At 55.5% G+C, this 15,431-nt stretch carries 16 protein-coding genes; 4 read left to right on the forward strand and 12 right to left on the reverse strand.

All coding sequences use genetic code 11. The features are described 5' to 3' along the window. Positions 1–8: 8 nt before the first annotated feature. The 5 genes from gap to RDV48_09430 form a co-directional block, all read right to left on the reverse strand. A complete protein-coding gene (gene gap / locus RDV48_09410) occupies positions 9–1,031 on the reverse strand; it encodes a type I glyceraldehyde-3-phosphate dehydrogenase (protein MDQ7822997.1) in 1,023 nt (340 codons plus the stop codon). Positions 1,032–1,149: 118 nt separating this feature from the next. Further along, positions 1,150–3,570: a DNA gyrase subunit A gene (gyrA, locus tag RDV48_09415; protein ID MDQ7822998.1), complete on the reverse strand. Its 2,421-nt coding sequence runs from the start codon at positions 3,568–3,570 to the stop codon at positions 1,150–1,152. Between the two features lie 65 nt (positions 3,571–3,635). Further along, entirely contained in the window at positions 3,636–5,561 is a 1,926-nt protein-coding gene (gene gyrB, locus RDV48_09420) for a DNA topoisomerase (ATP-hydrolyzing) subunit B (GenBank protein MDQ7822999.1), read from the reverse strand. 86 nt (positions 5,562–5,647) lie between these two features. Continuing rightward, positions 5,648–5,896 carry a hypothetical protein gene (locus tag RDV48_09425; protein ID MDQ7823000.1) on the reverse strand — a complete coding sequence of 83 codons (249 nt, stop codon included), beginning with the start codon at positions 5,894–5,896 and terminating at the stop codon, positions 5,648–5,650. A gap of 274 nt (positions 5,897–6,170) precedes the next feature. Then, positions 6,171–6,803 carry a GNAT family N-acetyltransferase gene (locus RDV48_09430; GenBank protein MDQ7823001.1) on the reverse strand — a complete coding sequence of 211 codons (633 nt, stop codon included), beginning with the start codon at positions 6,801–6,803 and terminating at the stop codon, positions 6,171–6,173. A gap of 68 nt (positions 6,804–6,871) precedes the next feature. Here RDV48_09430 and RDV48_09435 point away from each other — a divergent pair, with 68 nt between their 5' ends. From RDV48_09435 to RDV48_09450, 4 genes are all read left to right on the forward strand, one after another. Continuing rightward, positions 6,872–8,701, forward strand: coding sequence for a transglutaminase domain-containing protein (locus tag RDV48_09435; GenBank protein ID MDQ7823002.1), 1,830 nt, complete (start codon positions 6,872–6,874; stop codon positions 8,699–8,701). Next, the gene (locus RDV48_09440) at positions 8,698–10,395 is read left to right on the forward strand and encodes a glycosyltransferase family 39 protein (protein ID MDQ7823003.1); all 1,698 of its coding nucleotides are present in this window, start codon (positions 8,698–8,700) and stop codon (positions 10,393–10,395) included. Before RDV48_09435 ends, RDV48_09440 begins: the two co-directional genes overlap by 4 nt. A 92-nt stretch (positions 10,396–10,487) precedes the next feature. Then, positions 10,488–10,730 carry a ribbon-helix-helix protein, CopG family gene (locus RDV48_09445; protein MDQ7823004.1) on the forward strand — a complete coding sequence of 81 codons (243 nt, stop codon included), beginning with the start codon at positions 10,488–10,490 and terminating at the stop codon, positions 10,728–10,730. A gap of 309 nt (positions 10,731–11,039) precedes the next feature. Next, entirely contained in the window at positions 11,040–11,276 is a 237-nt protein-coding gene (locus tag RDV48_09450; protein ID MDQ7823005.1) for a YgiT-type zinc finger protein, read from the forward strand. A gap of 124 nt (positions 11,277–11,400) precedes the next feature. Here RDV48_09450 and RDV48_09455 read toward each other — a convergent pair whose 3' ends face one another. The 7 genes from RDV48_09455 to RDV48_09485 all read right to left on the reverse strand — a co-directional run bounded on the left by RDV48_09455 (position 11,401) and on the right by RDV48_09485 (position 15,405). Beyond that, entirely contained in the window at positions 11,401–11,670 is a 270-nt protein-coding gene (locus tag RDV48_09455) for a hypothetical protein (GenBank protein MDQ7823006.1), read from the reverse strand. Further along, a complete protein-coding gene (locus RDV48_09460; GenBank protein MDQ7823007.1) occupies positions 11,663–11,881 on the reverse strand; it encodes a hypothetical protein in 219 nt (72 codons plus the stop codon). The genes RDV48_09455 and RDV48_09460 overlap by 8 nt, the downstream gene beginning before the upstream one ends. Before the next feature lie 11 nt (positions 11,882–11,892). Then, positions 11,893–12,561: a prepilin-type N-terminal cleavage/methylation domain-containing protein gene (locus RDV48_09465; protein MDQ7823008.1), complete on the reverse strand. Its 669-nt coding sequence runs from the start codon at positions 12,559–12,561 to the stop codon at positions 11,893–11,895. Positions 12,562–12,573: 12 nt separating this feature from the next. Continuing rightward, positions 12,574–13,857 (reverse strand): hypothetical protein, encoded by a 1,284-nt coding sequence (locus tag RDV48_09470; protein MDQ7823009.1) that lies wholly within the window; start codon positions 13,855–13,857, stop codon positions 12,574–12,576. A 1-nt stretch (position 13,858) separates the two neighbouring features. Beyond that, positions 13,859–14,428 carry a pilus assembly PilX N-terminal domain-containing protein gene (locus tag RDV48_09475; protein MDQ7823010.1) on the reverse strand — a complete coding sequence of 190 codons (570 nt, stop codon included), beginning with the start codon at positions 14,426–14,428 and terminating at the stop codon, positions 13,859–13,861. Between the two features lie 13 nt (positions 14,429–14,441). After that, on the reverse strand, positions 14,442–14,921 hold the full coding sequence (locus RDV48_09480) for a type II secretion system protein (protein MDQ7823011.1): 480 nt from the start codon (positions 14,919–14,921) through the stop codon (positions 14,442–14,444). A 145-nt stretch (positions 14,922–15,066) separates the two neighbouring features. Continuing rightward, a complete protein-coding gene (locus RDV48_09485) occupies positions 15,067–15,405 on the reverse strand; it encodes a DUF5615 family PIN-like protein (protein MDQ7823012.1) in 339 nt (112 codons plus the stop codon). Positions 15,406–15,431: the final 26 nt, after the last annotated feature.

Raw genomic sequence — 15,431 nt, forward strand, 5'->3', positions numbered from 1 at the left:
GAACCTCCTTATACGGTGACAAGACTCTCTTTTTTAGCCATGTAGTGGACAAGATCGGCGATGCGCACCGAGTAGCCCCACTCGTTGTCGTACCAGGCCACCACTTTCAGCAGGTTGTCGCCGATGACCTTGGTGGAGAGGGCGTCAATAATGCTCGAGTGCTCTTCCCCCTTGTAGTCTATCGACACGAGAGGCTCTTCGCTGTAGCCCAGGATGCCCTTAAGCTCGTTCTCCGAGGCTTTCTTGAAGGCGGCGTTCACTTCGTCCTTGGTGGTGTTCTTCTCCAGCACGCACACAAAATCCACGACAGACACGGTGGGAGTGGGAACCCTTATCGCGAAGCCGTCAAATTTTCCCTTGAGATCGGGGATCACGAGAGCAACGGCCTTGGCTGCGCCTGTCTTTGTGGGTATCATGCTCATGGCGGCGGCGCGGGCCCTTCTCAGGTCCTTGTGGGGAAGGTCCAGGATCTTCTGATCATTGGTGTAGGCATGAATGGTGGTCATGAGGCCTTTCTGGATCCTGTAATTGTCATGGACCACCTTTGCCGCCGGGGCCAGGCAGTTCGTGGTGCATGAGGCATTGGAGATGATGTGGTGCTTCGCGGGATCATAGGCGTTCTCATTGACACCCATCACGATGGTAATGTCCTCGTTTTCCGCGGGGGCCGAGATGATGACCTTCTTGGCGCCGGCATCAAGGTGAGCTTTCGCCTTCTCAGCCTTGGTGAAGATGCCCGTGCTCTCAACGACCATCACCACGCCGAGATCTTTCCATGGAAGCTTGGCAGGGTCCTTTTCCGCGAGGACCTTGATCTTCCTGCCGTTGATAATGAGCTCTCCCTCGCCGGCCTCGACGGTGCCGTGGAACTTCCCATAGTTGGAGTCGTACTTGAAGAGGTGGGCATTGGTCGGGACATCAGTGATATCGTTGACGGCCACCACCTCTACCTGGGGATACTTCTGAAGGAGCGCCTTGAGGACCTGCCTCCCCACGCGCCCGAACCCGTTGATCGCTACTTTCAGAGCCATTGTTTTCTCCTCCTTTTTATTTTTGGCTTTCTATGGGGCTTTTCACACATAGACCCCTTCTTCCCTGAAATCCTTTCCTGATAACACTGCACCCTGCGCCGCGGTGAAGCGGCCTCTCTCAGCGCAGTATGGCCAGGCTCGTCACGCTGTCGCCCTCGGAGAGGCGGATAAGGATATTGCCTGTTCTCATCCTGCTCCCCGAGGGTATCTTGCTCCCCTCAAGGCGGATGATCTGGCCCTCGCGGGTCACCACGATAATCTCGTCATCGGGCTTCACCACGGCGGCTGCCACGACCTCGCCCTTCCTGTCGATGAGGTTCATGGCCCTCACGCCCATGCCCCGGCGCCCCTGGGTCCTGTACTCCGTAAGGGGAACCCTGGTGCCGAAGCCCTTGGTGGTGACCACGAGAAGCTCATCGCCTGTCAGGGTGTCCACCATCTCCACTATTTTGTCATCGCCGCGCAGGATCATGGTCCTGTTGCCCCTGGCCTGCCTTCCCATGGGCCGGAGCTTGCCGGCATCGAAGCGGATGCTCCTTCCCTGGCGGCTCACCAGCAGAAGATTCTGGCTCTCAGTCCCCGTGATGATGCGCCCCGCCACGAGCTCATCGCCCTTATCAAGCTTGAGAGCGCAGACGCCCGTCTTGCGGACATTGATGTATTGAATGAGGCTCGTCTTCTTGGTGAAACCCTTGCTCGTAACGGTGACAAGGTAGCTCTCGGCGGAGAACTCCTTCAGCGACACCACCGAGCTGATGCGCTCGCCCTGCTCGATGGGAATCAGGTTGATAAGGGCCGTCCCCTTGGACTGGCGGCTCGCCTCGTTGATCTCGTATACCTTGAGGCGGTACATCCGCCCGAAGTTGGTGATGAAGAGAAGGAAGTGGTGCGTTGAGGTGACAAAGACATGCTCGAGAAAATCCTCCTCCTTGAGGGTGGCGCCCGTGATGCCGCGGCCCCCGCGGTTCTGCATGCGGTAGGTGTCGATGGGCATGCGCTTGATATATCCCGAGTGGGAGATGGTGATGACCACCTCCTGCTCGGGGATGAGATCTTCCATGGCAAGGCTCTCGGGGCCTTCGTAGACAATCTCGGTGCGCCGGCGGTCGCCGAACTTCTCCTTCACCTCAAGGAACTCGCTCTTTATCACGTCCAGAATCCTCCGGGGGCTCGCAAGGAGGTCCTCGAGGTATGCGATGAGCTTCACGAGGCCCGTATATTCCTCTTCCAGCTTCGAGCGCTCAAGGCCCGTGAGCCGCGAGAGCCTCATCTCCAGGATGGCCTGCGCCTGCGCTTCCGAGAGGCCAAAGCGCCCCATGAGCCCTTCCTTTGCCTCCCTGGTGTCCTTGGAGGCCCGGATGATCCTGATGACCTCGTCTATGTGGTCAACGGCAATCCTGAGCCCCTCGACAATATGGGCCCGGGCCCGGGCCTTGCCGAGCTCGAACTGCGAGCGCCTCGTCACCACCTCCTGGCGGTGGGCGAGATAATGGCTCAGCATCTCCTTGAGGGTGAGGTACCGGGGCACATCGTCCACGAGGGCCAGCAGTATGATACCGAAGGAGCACTGCAGGTTGCTGTGCTTGTAAAGCTGGTTCAGCACGAGCTGCACGTTGCTGTTGGGCGAGAGCTCCATGACGATCCTCATGCCCGTGCGGTCCGATTCGTCACGCAGGTCGCTCACGTGGCTGATCTTTTTCGCGCGGATCCCCTCGGCAAGCTGCTCAATAAGGCGAGCCTTGTTGATCTGGTAGGGAATCTCCTTCACAATGAGGGATTGCCGGTTGCTCTTGCGCTCTTCCACGTCTATCTTCGCCCGCATGATCACCGAGCCCCTCCCGGTGCGGTACGCCTCGCGGGATCCCTCGAGACCCATGATAAGGCCGCCCGTAGGAAAGTCGGGGGCCTTCACGATGCCGATGAGCTCGTCATTCTCCGCTTCAGGGTTGTCGATGAGGTGCACCGAGGCGTCAATGACCTCGCTGAGGTTGTGGGGGGGAATATTGGTGGCCATGCCCACGGCAATTCCCGCCGAGCCGTTGATCAGCAGGTTGGGCACCTTCGAGGGGAGCACGATGGGCTCCTTGAGGGAATTGTCGAAGTTTTCCCGGAAATCCACCGTCTCCTTGTCGATGTCCTCGAGGAGCTGCACCGCTATGGGCGTCATGCGGGCCTCGGTATACCGGTAGGCCGCCGCGGGGTCGCCATCAACGGAGCCGAAGTTACCGTGGCCCTGGACAAGCATGTAGCGGAGGTTGAAGTCCTGGGCCATCCTCACGAGGGCGTCATAGACGGACGCGTCGCCATGGGGGTGGTATTTGCCCAGGACATCGCCCACGATGGTGGCCGATTTCTTGAAAGCCTTGTCGGGGGTGAGGCCGATGTTGTCCATCGCGTAGAGGATCCTCCGGTGCACCGGCTTGAGGCCGTCGCGGACATCGGGGAGGGCCCTCGATACGATTACGCTCATCGCGTAATCTATGTAGGAGTCCCTCATTTCGTCTTCTATGGTGACGGGAATTATCTGATCAGATGGCATCTTCTAACACCTCGAATCGCGCGCCCATTGCTTATGATATGCCCTTGCTGCCGGCGGAAAGGGGCTTATATGTCCAGATTCTTGACCTCTTTCGCATAGGTTTCTATAAAGTGCCGCCGCAGCTCAGGCCTGTCGCCCATGAGAATCGTGAAAATCTCGTCTGCACTCACGGCGTCCTCCATGGACACCTTGCGCATCACCCTGTTCGTGGGATCCATCGTGGTCTCCCAGAGCTGATCGGGGTTCATCTCGCCGAGGCCCTTGTAGCGCTGAATGGCGACACCGTCGCCGCCGAATTCGCTTATGACCCGATCCTTTTCTTCATCGCTGTAAGCATAGCTCTCCTGCTTCCCCTTCTTGACCTTGTAGAGAGGGGGCTGGGCGATGAAGACATGGCCCTCCTCGAGGAGCTGCTTCATATAGCGGTAAAAAAAGGTGAGGAGCAGCGTGCGGATGTGGGAGCCGTCCACATCGGCATCGGTCATGATGATGATGCGGTGGTAGCGGAGCTTTTTCAGCTCGAAATCCTCTGCAATACCCGTGCCCAGCGCCGTGATCATGGTCCTTATCTCCTCGTTGGTGAGGATCCTGTCAAGACGCGCCCTCTCGACATTCAGGATCTTTCCCCTCAGGGGAAGGATGGCCTGGAAATGGCGGTCGCGGCCCTGCTTGGCGGAGCCTCCTGCAGAGTCTCCTTCGACGATGTAAATCTCGCTGCGGGATGCATCCTTCTCCGAGCAGTCCGCAAGCTTCCCGGGAAGGGACGTAATCTCGAGGGCCCCCTTGCGCCGCACGATCTCGCGGGCCTTGCGGGCCGCCTCGCGGGCTCTGAGGGCTCCTATGGATTTGTCCACTATGTTCTTGGCGCAGGCGGGGTTCTCTTCAAGATAATTATCCAGGTTCTCCTCGACAATGGACTCGACGATGGCCCTCGCCTCGGGGTTCCCGAGCTTGGTCTTGGTCTGGCCCTCAAACTGGGGCTCGCGGATCTTGATGCTGACCACGGCGGTGATTCCTTCGCGGACATCCTCGCCGGAAAGGTTCTGATCCTTCTCCTTGAGCCATCCCTTCCTCCTGGAATAGAGGTTGATGCTCTTTGTGAGGGCCGCCTTGAAGCCCGTGAGATGGCTTCCCCCCTCCTGGGTGTTGATGTTGTTCGCGAAGCTGTAAATAGTCTCAAGATAGGCCGTGTTCCATTGGAAGGCCACCTCCACTTCCATGGTCTCCTTGGTGGCGCACAGGTATATGGGATCGGGGTGAAGGGTGTCCTTGTTCTGGTTCAGATGGGAGACAAAGCTCACAATGCCTCCCTCATAGCAGAAGCGGTGGCTCTTTGTGGTGCGCTCATCGATAAGGTTGATGCTGAGGCCCTTGTTGAGAAAGGCAAGCTCGCGGAGGCGCTGGCTCAGGATCTCGTAATGAAACTCCGTGGTCTCCTTGAATATATCGGCATCGGGCTTGAAGGATACCCGTGTCCCTGTCGTCTCGGAGGTGCCTATCTCCTCGAGGGGAGAAGTGATATCACCGCGGGAAAACCTCATGCGGTATGCTTTCCCATCGCGCCATACCTCCACCTCGAGCCACTCGGCAAGGGCGTTCACCACCGATACCCCGACGCCATGGAGCCCCCCCGAGACCTTGTAGCTCGATGAGCCGAACTTTCCCCCGGCGTGGAGCTTGGTCATCACCACCTCCACGGCAGGCCTCTCGGCGCCGGCCACGATATCGACGGGGATGCCTCTCCCGTTGTCAATGACCGTCACGGAATTGTCGGGGTGGATGATCACGTCGATATGGGTGCATACCCCTGCAAGGGCCTCGTCAATGCTGTTGTCCACCACCTCAAAAACCAGGTGGTGGAGGCCCTTGTGGCCTGTGCTGCCAATATACATGGCAGGGCGCATCCTCACGGGCTCAAGCCCCTCAAGAATCTGGATATCCTCGGCGCCGTAAGACGCGGGATCAGATACGGGCTCAGCCTCCTGGGCCATCGGAGGCTCCTGGAGAGGGGCTTCATGGAGCGCTTCTTCTTCTGCTGGATCTTCTATTATGACTGGCTCGTCCATGGTATACTCCTTTAGAAATCTTCCTCTTTCTGCCGCTTCTTCGTGGTGAAGCGCCCCCAGATGAGGCCCACCACGCCTCCCGCGCAGGCGCCTATGATAAGGCCTATCATCCCGCCGAGGGCTCCCGAAACCACGCTGTCAAAGGGCAGCATTTTTTTCAGGGCAATCATGCCGACGATCAGGCCCAGGAAGCCGCCCACGATGAGAAAGGTAAGGCAGCCGCTGAAACATCCTTTTTCTTCCGCTGTTTCCTTAAGCAAAAGTATCCCCCCTCGGACAAGCTCTGGCTTTCAAAGCCTCATATCCTTTTGTTTAATCGTGGAGCGGCACAGGGCCGGGAAACCCTTCTTTCCATCCGTGATGCTCTCTTATGCCGGAAAACCGGGAGAGGAAGAACGTCTGTATATGGTGCCCGCACGCGAAGGGAGCGCCCTCACCTGCCGGTGAAAGAATAGACAATTCGGCGTTCCTGGAATTTTTCCTGCTATCCCCTGGTTTTTTGGAATTTTTTTCAAATAGTGCACTCACCCTTCATTATTGACTTCTCTCCCGGGACCATGATCCTTCTTTTGCAAGCACTTCCTCAATGACGCCCCAGTAAAGATTCTGGGCCTTCCCGAGGAAGAAGAGGGTGCCCTCGAGAGTAAAGCCCATCGCCGCAAGAAGCCTGTTGGGGCCCTCATTGTCCTTGTGGGCTGTCACCTTGACCCTTGCTATCCCCTGCTCCCGGAAGCGCATCAGGACTTCCCGCACAAGGTGCCGTCCCATGCCCTTCCCCCTTACCCGGGGAGAGAGGGCTATATAGGGCATCTCGGCTTCAATGTCCTCAAGGGAGGTCTTTCTTGTGTAGAAGAGAATGTCCATGATGCGCGCCACCATGCGGGGGCGCCTCACCACCTGGCCGATGACGGAGAGGGCCAGGGGAAGGGCCCGCCTCGAGAGGATGTCACGGAAGAGCTTCGGCGAGCTCGTGGCGCCGACAATGAAGCCCGTCACCTCTCCCTCCTCCTCCAGCACGAGGGGCACGGCAAAGGGCGAGGTGAGGATGGCCCCGTAGAGCTCTTTCATGAATCCCTTCCCGAAGACGGGGAAATCAGCATCGGCAATGAGGCCCATGTGGAGCCCGATGACTTCGGGGCAGTCTTTTTCCTCCATGGGACGGATCATAGGCGCTCCTTTCCTCCAGGCGGGGCCTGAGAAGGAATAATGGAAGATTGGCATAATGGAATACAGGTATGGTCCATACTTCAAGAGCCGTCACCCTTTTCCCTCTCATAGTGCTCTTTCTGGCCTTGATGGCGGCGGCGGCAGAGCCTTCCCTCCTCGTGGGCGAGGAGCGGGACTATGAGGTGATCTCCAGGGTCTCGATAAAAAACAGCACGGGAAAGCCCCTCCACCCCCTTGACGTTTCGCTGCCCCTGCTGCGGTCAATACCTCCCTACCAGGAGGTGCGCATCGACGGCGTAACGCCCCGACCCGATTCTTTGACCTTTGACGCCCCAGGGAATGTGATTGCAGCCTTCAAAGTGAAGGGCATCGCGCCGGGAGAAGCGTTCTCCGTCACCGTGAAGGCCCGGGTCGCATCGTGCCGTGTCCTGTACCAGTGCGATCCCTTTGCCGTGCAGCCCCTCCCGGAAGGGCTTGCCTCTTACAGGAAAGCCACCGGTGACTACCCGGCCGGTGACGCCCTCGTGGCGAAGACCCTTGCTGAGGTGGCGAAAGGGGAGACGAATCCGTGGTTTCGTGCGCTCTGCCTCTATGATTTCATCAGGGGTTTCACCTTTGAGCTTACGCTTTCTCCCAAGCCCGTCCTTCTGGCCCTTGCCGCAAAGAAGGTGCAGTGCTCCGATGCCGTCTCCACCCTCATCACGCTGCTGCGCGCCGCGGGGATCCCGGCCCGGTATGTGGCGGGAATCTCCCTTGTCGAGGGGAAAAGCGAGATAGTCCACACCCATGCATGGGCCGAGATGTATGTGGCCGGCACGGGGTGGGTACCCCTCGATCCCACCCTCTCGCGCTTCAACGAGGGGGCAAGGCTGCTGCGCTTTGCCGAGAAAGAGCCGGGACAGATCATCTTCAGCTACGGCAGGCACGATCCCGTGACGATACGCTCCACGGGGCCCGGGAAGCCCCCCATCACGAGAAAGGATATCTCATGGCGCTTCTCTTACCGGGTGCTCAGCGAAAAAGACACCGGCCGGATCGGGAGCTTTTACGGCGAAAAGGCCTTTAAGCCGGGAGGCGTAGGGGCAGTGCCGCCGCCGCCTCCCATGGTGCCTGCAGGGGTGAGCAGGGAGTACGAGGAGGCTCTCGCTCTCAGGAAAAAGGGCGATTTGAAACCGGCCTCCGCGCTCATTGAGAGCCTCATTGAAAAGGAGCCGCTCTGCCTCCCCCTCCACATGGAGCGCCTTGAAATCGGGCGCCTCCAGGGGACCCTTCAAAACCTGGAAGAAAGCTATCACGCCCTCTCGAAGGCCCACCGCGCGGAGCCGCTTTACCCTTACCTTGAAGGCCGTGCGGCTCTTGATGAAGGCGCCATGGGGAAGGCATTCGCCGCCTTTTTCGAGGCCCGGCGCCGCGGCGGGTCCCCCGGAGGCGACGCAACGGCCCTTGAGAGCACCCTGGGCTATTCCTTCCTTGCCACCAAGCAGTACGGGCCTGCCCTGGAGAGCTACGCCAGGGTGCTCTGCGTTGACGGGCGAAACACTGCAGCCCTGGCAAACAGCATCAACTTTTTTTACCTTTACCGGGGATGGGGCCCCATGGCGACACTGGCGGGCTACGGCGTCAGGGCTTTCGAAGGATCGCAGACAACACTTCAGTTTTCAGGACTCTATGCCCTGGCCCTTATCGAGAAGAAATCTTTCGCCGAGGCCCGGGCCTTTCTCGAGGAAACCCTGAAGCATGCGCCCCGTGACGGCTGGCTCCATGCCCTGCTGGGCGTGGCGCACCTCGGGGAGGGCCGCAGGGCCGAGGGTGCGAGGGAGCTTGCGAGGGGCCTGGAACTGGGAACGCCCGACAGGCCCTACTTCGAGAGAAAGCTTGCCGAGGCGCGCTCGAAATGACCCAGGAAACGGCAGACATTCTCATGGTAAGGGGATCAGGCCCCCTGATGGCCCTTTTTTTTTCCGCCCTGTCCGTCATGATGGTGCTTTCAATCCCCGATACGATAAGAATGATGAGGGGAGTGACAAAGCGGGGTCTTGCCCTGCTGGCGCTCATTCTGGGAGCAGTGCTCCTCATGCTGCTGATTTATGTACCCCACATCCCCCATGTCTATTACGACTGCTACCTTCATTATGACCTTGCAAAAAACATGGCCCTTCACGGCTTCTACGCCACCACCATGGCAGGTGACGAGACCGGGCTCAGGTGCGCCTCCGTGTTCAGCGGGTGGCCCCCCGGATATCATTTCATGCTCTCGTGCGTGTTCACCATCTTCGGAATAGGCGAGGAGAGTGCCGCAGGCTTCTCTATTGCCCTGAGCATCGGGGCGATCCTCTTCTGCTTCGCTGCGGCATTCCTTCTCTCCGGCGACGAGAACAGCGCCCTCGCATCGGCGCTCCTCCTCGCCTCCAGCCCCCTCTTTCTGAAATACGGCGCCACCTCTTCCATGGATGCCTGCTCACTCTGCTTTCTTTTCATGGCTTTCTATTTCGTGGTGCTGTGGCAGAAGACCGGGACTCCCGCTCCTCTTGTCTCCTTTCTGCTCGCGGCACTCTACACCTGCTATGTGAGGCCGGAAAATGTAATAATAATGTCTGCTCTGCTTATATTGGCCTATTTCACCGGAAAGGAGAGGATGCCTGTGAAGGGAAGCCCGGGAATTCTCATACTTTCAGGCATTCTCGCCCTTGTGCTCATTGTTCCCCTCATCATCATTCTCACCAACGGGACCCCCTTTTTCAGAAACGGCGGCGGATTATACTGCTCCTCTCAGCCTGTGCAGGGCATTGTGCTGATGAATACCGGCACGTATCAGTTTGTGCTTTACCAGAGCGGCTCACTTACTCCCTTTTCTCTCACTTTACTGAAAAATATGGGGAATAACCTCAGATTCCTGACTCTTTCGAGCCTCCATGGGGCACTCACGGCATTTCTCTTCCTTGTGGGAGCGGGCGCTCTTCTCAAGGCGCGCGATAAGATATGGATCAATACTTTCACAAAAGGCCTCCTTGCCCTGATGGCCTTTCTCTTCGTGCTCTCCTCCTTTTTCAAGAAAGGTGATTTCCTCATCTATCCTGACAGCGACCGCTATGCAATGCCATTTCTCCTCTTTTTTTCCCTCATGGGAGGGGTGGGCTTCATGGCGGCATCCCGGTACCTGCAGAAAGCCATGGGAGGGCTTCAGACGCTGGTATTGGTTGCCCTTGTGGTCCTGACAGTGAAAGCTCCCCTTGACAGCACCCTGGAACTTACTACCGAAAGGCCCGAGTACCGTCAATACCTTTTCATCAAGTCCCTCGCGAAGACTATGCCTTTCCGGGGGCTCCCCTGTGTCTCTCCACTTCCCCCGGCAGAGATCATTCTCCTTGCCCATGCGCCGGCTATGAATATGGAGTACTTTTTTTCCCTCGAGACTCCGCCAGACAGGGCCCTTCTTATTCTTGACTCTCCCGCCCAGGGCTCAGAAGCTGCCTCATCATATCCCGGAGCCCTTCTCTCCCGAATCTGCATCCGTTATAAGATAACGCCCCTCCTGGAAGAGACCTCCGGCGGCAGAGTCTATTCGCTGAGCCTGCTCACAAGGGTCAGGTGAGAGGGGCCGTAATCAAGAGGGAGCCTGGTTGAAATCCTTCGGAAAAGCATGGTATAATAGTATTAACAAGTAATACCGGCAGGAGGTGCGCGGTGAGAACCTCTAAAATCATTTCACTTTCTCTTCCCCCGAAGATTTACGAACAGGCAAAACAGGTTGCCGAGGAAGAAGGGAGAACGACCAGTGAGTTGTTCAGGGAAGCGCTGCGACAGTACATTCAGATGAGATTATGGAAAAACCTTCAGAGCTACGGCATGCTCAAGACCGGGGAGCACGGGATAAAAGAAGATGACGTGGAGCGACTGGTAGATGAATTCAGAAAAGAGCAAGGGTAATGATCCGCGCAGATAACAGGATACTTGAATGCGCGATTGAGGGCAAGGCTCATTATATCATATCGGGTGATAAGGCACATCTCCTCGCATTGTCCAGCTATCAGGGCATTCCGCTACTGAATCCCTCGCAATTCTTTACATTGTATGAAAAAGGAAGAGGATAGCAATGGCCGGAATCGTGAGTCCAGGAGCTTGAAGCGGCAGAGTGCTCCATGTATGCTGTGGAATAAGAGCTGAAAGGGTAACAATAATAACAGTCTATATTCCTGATAAAGACAAATGGATCGATTTCAGGGTGAGGAGGCGGATATGAGGGAAATCCCCTGTAAATGCGATGAAGGATTTTATCAAGAGACCACCACTTTGAACAAATGGCGCAATGGAGAGCTTTTCATTATTGAAGACGTCCCTTTGATGGTATGCAGAAAGTGCGGTGACAGGTATTTTGAAGGCAAGGTCATGGAAAAGATCGAGGAGATGATGAAAACACGCTCCTCAATTGACCGGCAGATCACCGTCCCGGTGATGAAATACAAGGTGGCATAGAAGCATACGGAGCATCGCTTTTGAGGTATCCATTGTGCATCTTCCTTATCTCTCTTCCCGTCATGCCCGAGGAAGAAAGGGATCAGCGGATGAAGCGCACGAGGGAGGGGGCTGCGAGTGACACTCAGTAAACTTCATCGTGAGTGCCTATTGCCCGGAGAAGAAAAGAATTATCCTTCATTATCTGGAGTATTATCCTGAGGCTGATATTCACTCTCAGGCTCCATACGGGACCGTCATCATGATCATAGAGCTTTTCCTTGTTTCTGCTTTTCGGGATATCAGGCCAGGCTCTCAGTTCAGAGATGAGTTCAAAAACCTCATCCTTCTCCCTCAGCTTTAACCTTTTGAAAGCCCTGTCAAAAGCCGGGGTGATATGGTAGAGCTTACCCATTGCCGGGGCTCTGGTAAAGGTGAGCCTTCAGCTCTTCAAGGGTATCAAAGCTGATGACCCTTCCCTGCCTTACATCAAGTTCTGCTTTGATATCCTCAAGCTGAAGAGAATTCTGCCCTAGCAGGAAGAGGATAAACTTGGCCACGGTGGCCTCCTCGTTCTGAGGCAGCAGGTCAACGAGTTTATGGAGCATCGCTTTTGAGGTATCCATGGCGTACCTTCCTAGCGGATGAAGCGGACGAGGGAGGGGGCCGTGCCGGGGTCCTCGATGGCGTCGTTGGTGGCGTCTTTCACCACGCCGGTGAACTTGCTGTTGGTCACGGTATTGTAGGCACTTCCCTGGTTCCTGGTGCCGAGGGTCGTGGCTATCTTGAGCTGCTTCCACCCTTCGCCTGAGGCGAGGGTCTGGGTGCCGTACTGATCGTAGAAGGCGACCTTGAGGGTTTCCGTGGTGCTGTCATAGGTAAAGAAATCCACGCCTGACTGGGAATAGAAATAAATATTGTCCTTCCCCGCGCCGAAGACCATGTCCACTTCCTCGGTATAGCCATTGGCCGTGCTGATGGTATCATCCCGTGAGACCTGGCCACTGGTGTAAGTGTATAGTATGGTATGCCCGTCAATCCCTTCCAGGCCTGAGGTGTTCTTTCCAAAGATCGTCCTGGTGATGGTAAGGGTGGTGGTGCCCTCAGACACCGAGTCTGCCATGCGGAAATCGGTGGTCACATAGTCCATCAGCTCCGAGGCATTCTTCTTCAGCAGGGTGATGACCTCACCCTTTTTATAAGCCCTGAGGCCCCCGGAAAAAAGAGTGTAGAGGGTGTACATGAAGAGGGCGAAGACCACGCAGGCCACCATAAACTCTATGAGGGTAAAGCCTCTTTTTTTCATAAGGTCACTTCCTTAACGGTACATAGTGAGATAAATCCAGGAGACTATATAGGTGCCCGAGGTAGGGTAGATGAACTCACTTGCCGATGAGTTATACGGCGCCTTCTGGAGGGGATTCTGGAGTGCAAGGCTGTAACGGGTGACGCCTATGGTATGGATGCCTTTTCCTACGATCTGTATAGGCTCGCCATGGTAGTGGGTATTTGTCGTATCAGCGTACCCGCACATAGTCGAAGTGCACCCTGTAGTATTGAATATCATCGCGGAAAAATTCGCAGGATCACAATTATTTGTCCATGAGCCAATAGGTGAAGTATATTTATTGGAATCCCCTTTATAAAAGTTAAAAAGATAATCGGCAGGCGCAGGTGACAGGTTCTTGTTCAACACCTCCATGGGATAACTGAAAGTACCCGTTTCATAGACAGATCTACTCATATAATGAGTTGCACCGGTCTCGTTATAGTACTTTTTATAATAGTCCGTGTCAAAGTCTTTGTCATCGATATATCCATCACCATCAGAATCATAAGTAGCCTTCATAGGATTTGAGCTTGATATGGCAATTGGTGTTTCATCACGGCTGTCGTCGCTGTCATAAAAAACGGGGAACCGGCAACTCTCATCCTTCGAGGCGACATAGACGGTAGAATCGCCATTTTTGCAAGGCTCTGCAAGGGCTGCATACATGTTCCTGTTGGTTTTAAGAGCGCCTACCGTCACGATGTTCCCGTTATCCATCTCTATTCTCTCACTGAAACCTGAATTAGAGGGGTCGATCGGGGGGATGGCCACGTAAATGGTGATGCGTCTCGTGATGGTATCGGAATAAATGAGGTGGGGATCGCTCACCGAAATAACCTCGGCGCGGTATTTGAACGCATCGGATGCCGGCACCTCCGAGTAATAGGCTGATTCAAAAGCCCGGTAATCAGATGATGGCGTCATCGAGGCAATATCGGTGCTGTAGATGGAGAAAAGCGTATCATAATCAGTAGTGCTGGCATAGCTTGTCGCTGCATGGGAGTTGCTTGCACCGGTGCCGTTGAAGGTATCGCAGAACTCAGCTCCAAGGTTGGTATCGCCCGGCGCCACCGACTGGGCAAAGATGCGCTCAATCTTGGTGCGGGCGAGCTGGAAGGCAATCTCGCGGGCCCTTGACTTGTAGGCGATGGCAAAGGCCCTGGGAAAGAGGTTGAAGACCACGAAAAGGCCGATAAGCATGACAATCATCGCCACGAGAAGCTCGAGAAGCGTCACGCCTTTTTCGGTGCCCCTGAACCTCGCCATGCTCATGCTACCTCCAGCGCTCATACCAGGTGTTCACTCTCAGTGTTTCCCCCATGAAGCCATTTGTGGCGCTTATAGGGTTATTGGTCGTGTTATAAAAAAGGTTCGAACCCGTCTTGTTCACGAAAGAAATCTGTGCATAAACCGTTCTCTTGTGGAGGACGGCATCTGACTGGTTCACAATCTCGCCTACGGAATGGAAATAGAGAGAACTGCTCGCATAACTGTCAAAATAAAGCCTGAACTGGCCTCTGCCCTTCAGCCAATAGGCATCTTCATCGGTCGTTGCATTGGTCACCGGGTAGGTAAGCTCACTCACCACCACGTTGGTATAATAATCGCTTGTAGAGGCCGGCCGTACAAAAATGTTATGGCGTATCAGGAAAAGAGCATATTCTATACCGGAATCGGCCACCATGAGAGCCACGTCAGACTGATACTTCCCCATGCCCACCTGGGCCTCGCGGGAGATCATCTGGATAAAGCCCGTGGCTATGATGAAAAGGACCACCATGATCAGAAGGACCGAAATAAGGGCCACACCTTTTCTCTGCCGCCTGCCGGAACGAATGCCCATTGCTCCTCCGCTTTTATCCTGGCTTCACATAGCTCTTTCCGCTTTTCTCTATCACCACGTCATACTCAAGAGCGCCGCTCTTCACCTTGAGGGTCTTATCGCCGGTGACGCTCTTGACAAATCCCTGGGAGGCGAAACGGATCTCCGTGGTTCCCGAGAGATCCAGAGAGATTGATCCGCCATAATCCTTCGCAATATATATTCTCTTATAGAGCTTGTCGCTCCCGTCGTTATACCAGATCTCATACTGCTGGCCCGAGGATTCGAACTTGATATAGGCCTCTGCCTCGGTGCGCAGCGAAAGATTCCGCGCCTGATCGAGGTTGGCCACGAGGTTCCTGGCGCACTGGTATGCTGCCGAGCTTTGGCGGAACCGTACCATGTTGGGAATGGCAATGGAAACAAGGAGGGCGAAAAGCCCCACGACCACCATGATCTCCAGAAGCGTAAACCCGCCGTGCCGCCGGGGAATCTTTTTATTGAGCCTCCCCATAGGAAGCATACCCCCTTGAAACAGAGTATAACCCCTAGAATACTCCGGGGATGGAGCACTTTCCTTTCAACCGCATTATTATTATAGCACAAAGGTCAGAGAGAGAAAAAGGGGGGAGAAGAAAATTTTAGCCAGTGAGCTTTTCCTACTTTACGACGCTCAAAGCTCTCTGGCGAATTCCATCTCTTTCAATTACAGTAAACTTTTGTGAAAGGGGAAGCGTGCGTTCTTTCATCGCCTTTAGGAGTATTCTCGCTGGCTCCTCAGGAAAGGCCGGAGCAAAGCGGAAAAATACAAGACCTCCTGGTGCTGAAGCTTTCTCTTTGTAAATAAGCTCACCATAGTCCTTATCAAAAGTAAGTACTATGAGCCCTTCTCTATGTGCCTTATTCAACACCTCTCTGTCTTTTGATGCCGGTGCTTCTTCCAAAATACTTATCACGGCATGACCTGCTTCCCTTCGTGCTAATATAGAGTGAGACACATGTCCCCTCAGTAATTAAGCTAGAG

The organism is Candidatus Eremiobacterota bacterium (assembly GCA_031082125.1).
Classification (GTDB): domain Bacteria; phylum Vulcanimicrobiota; class CADAWZ01; order CADAWZ01; family Ess09-12; genus Ess09-12.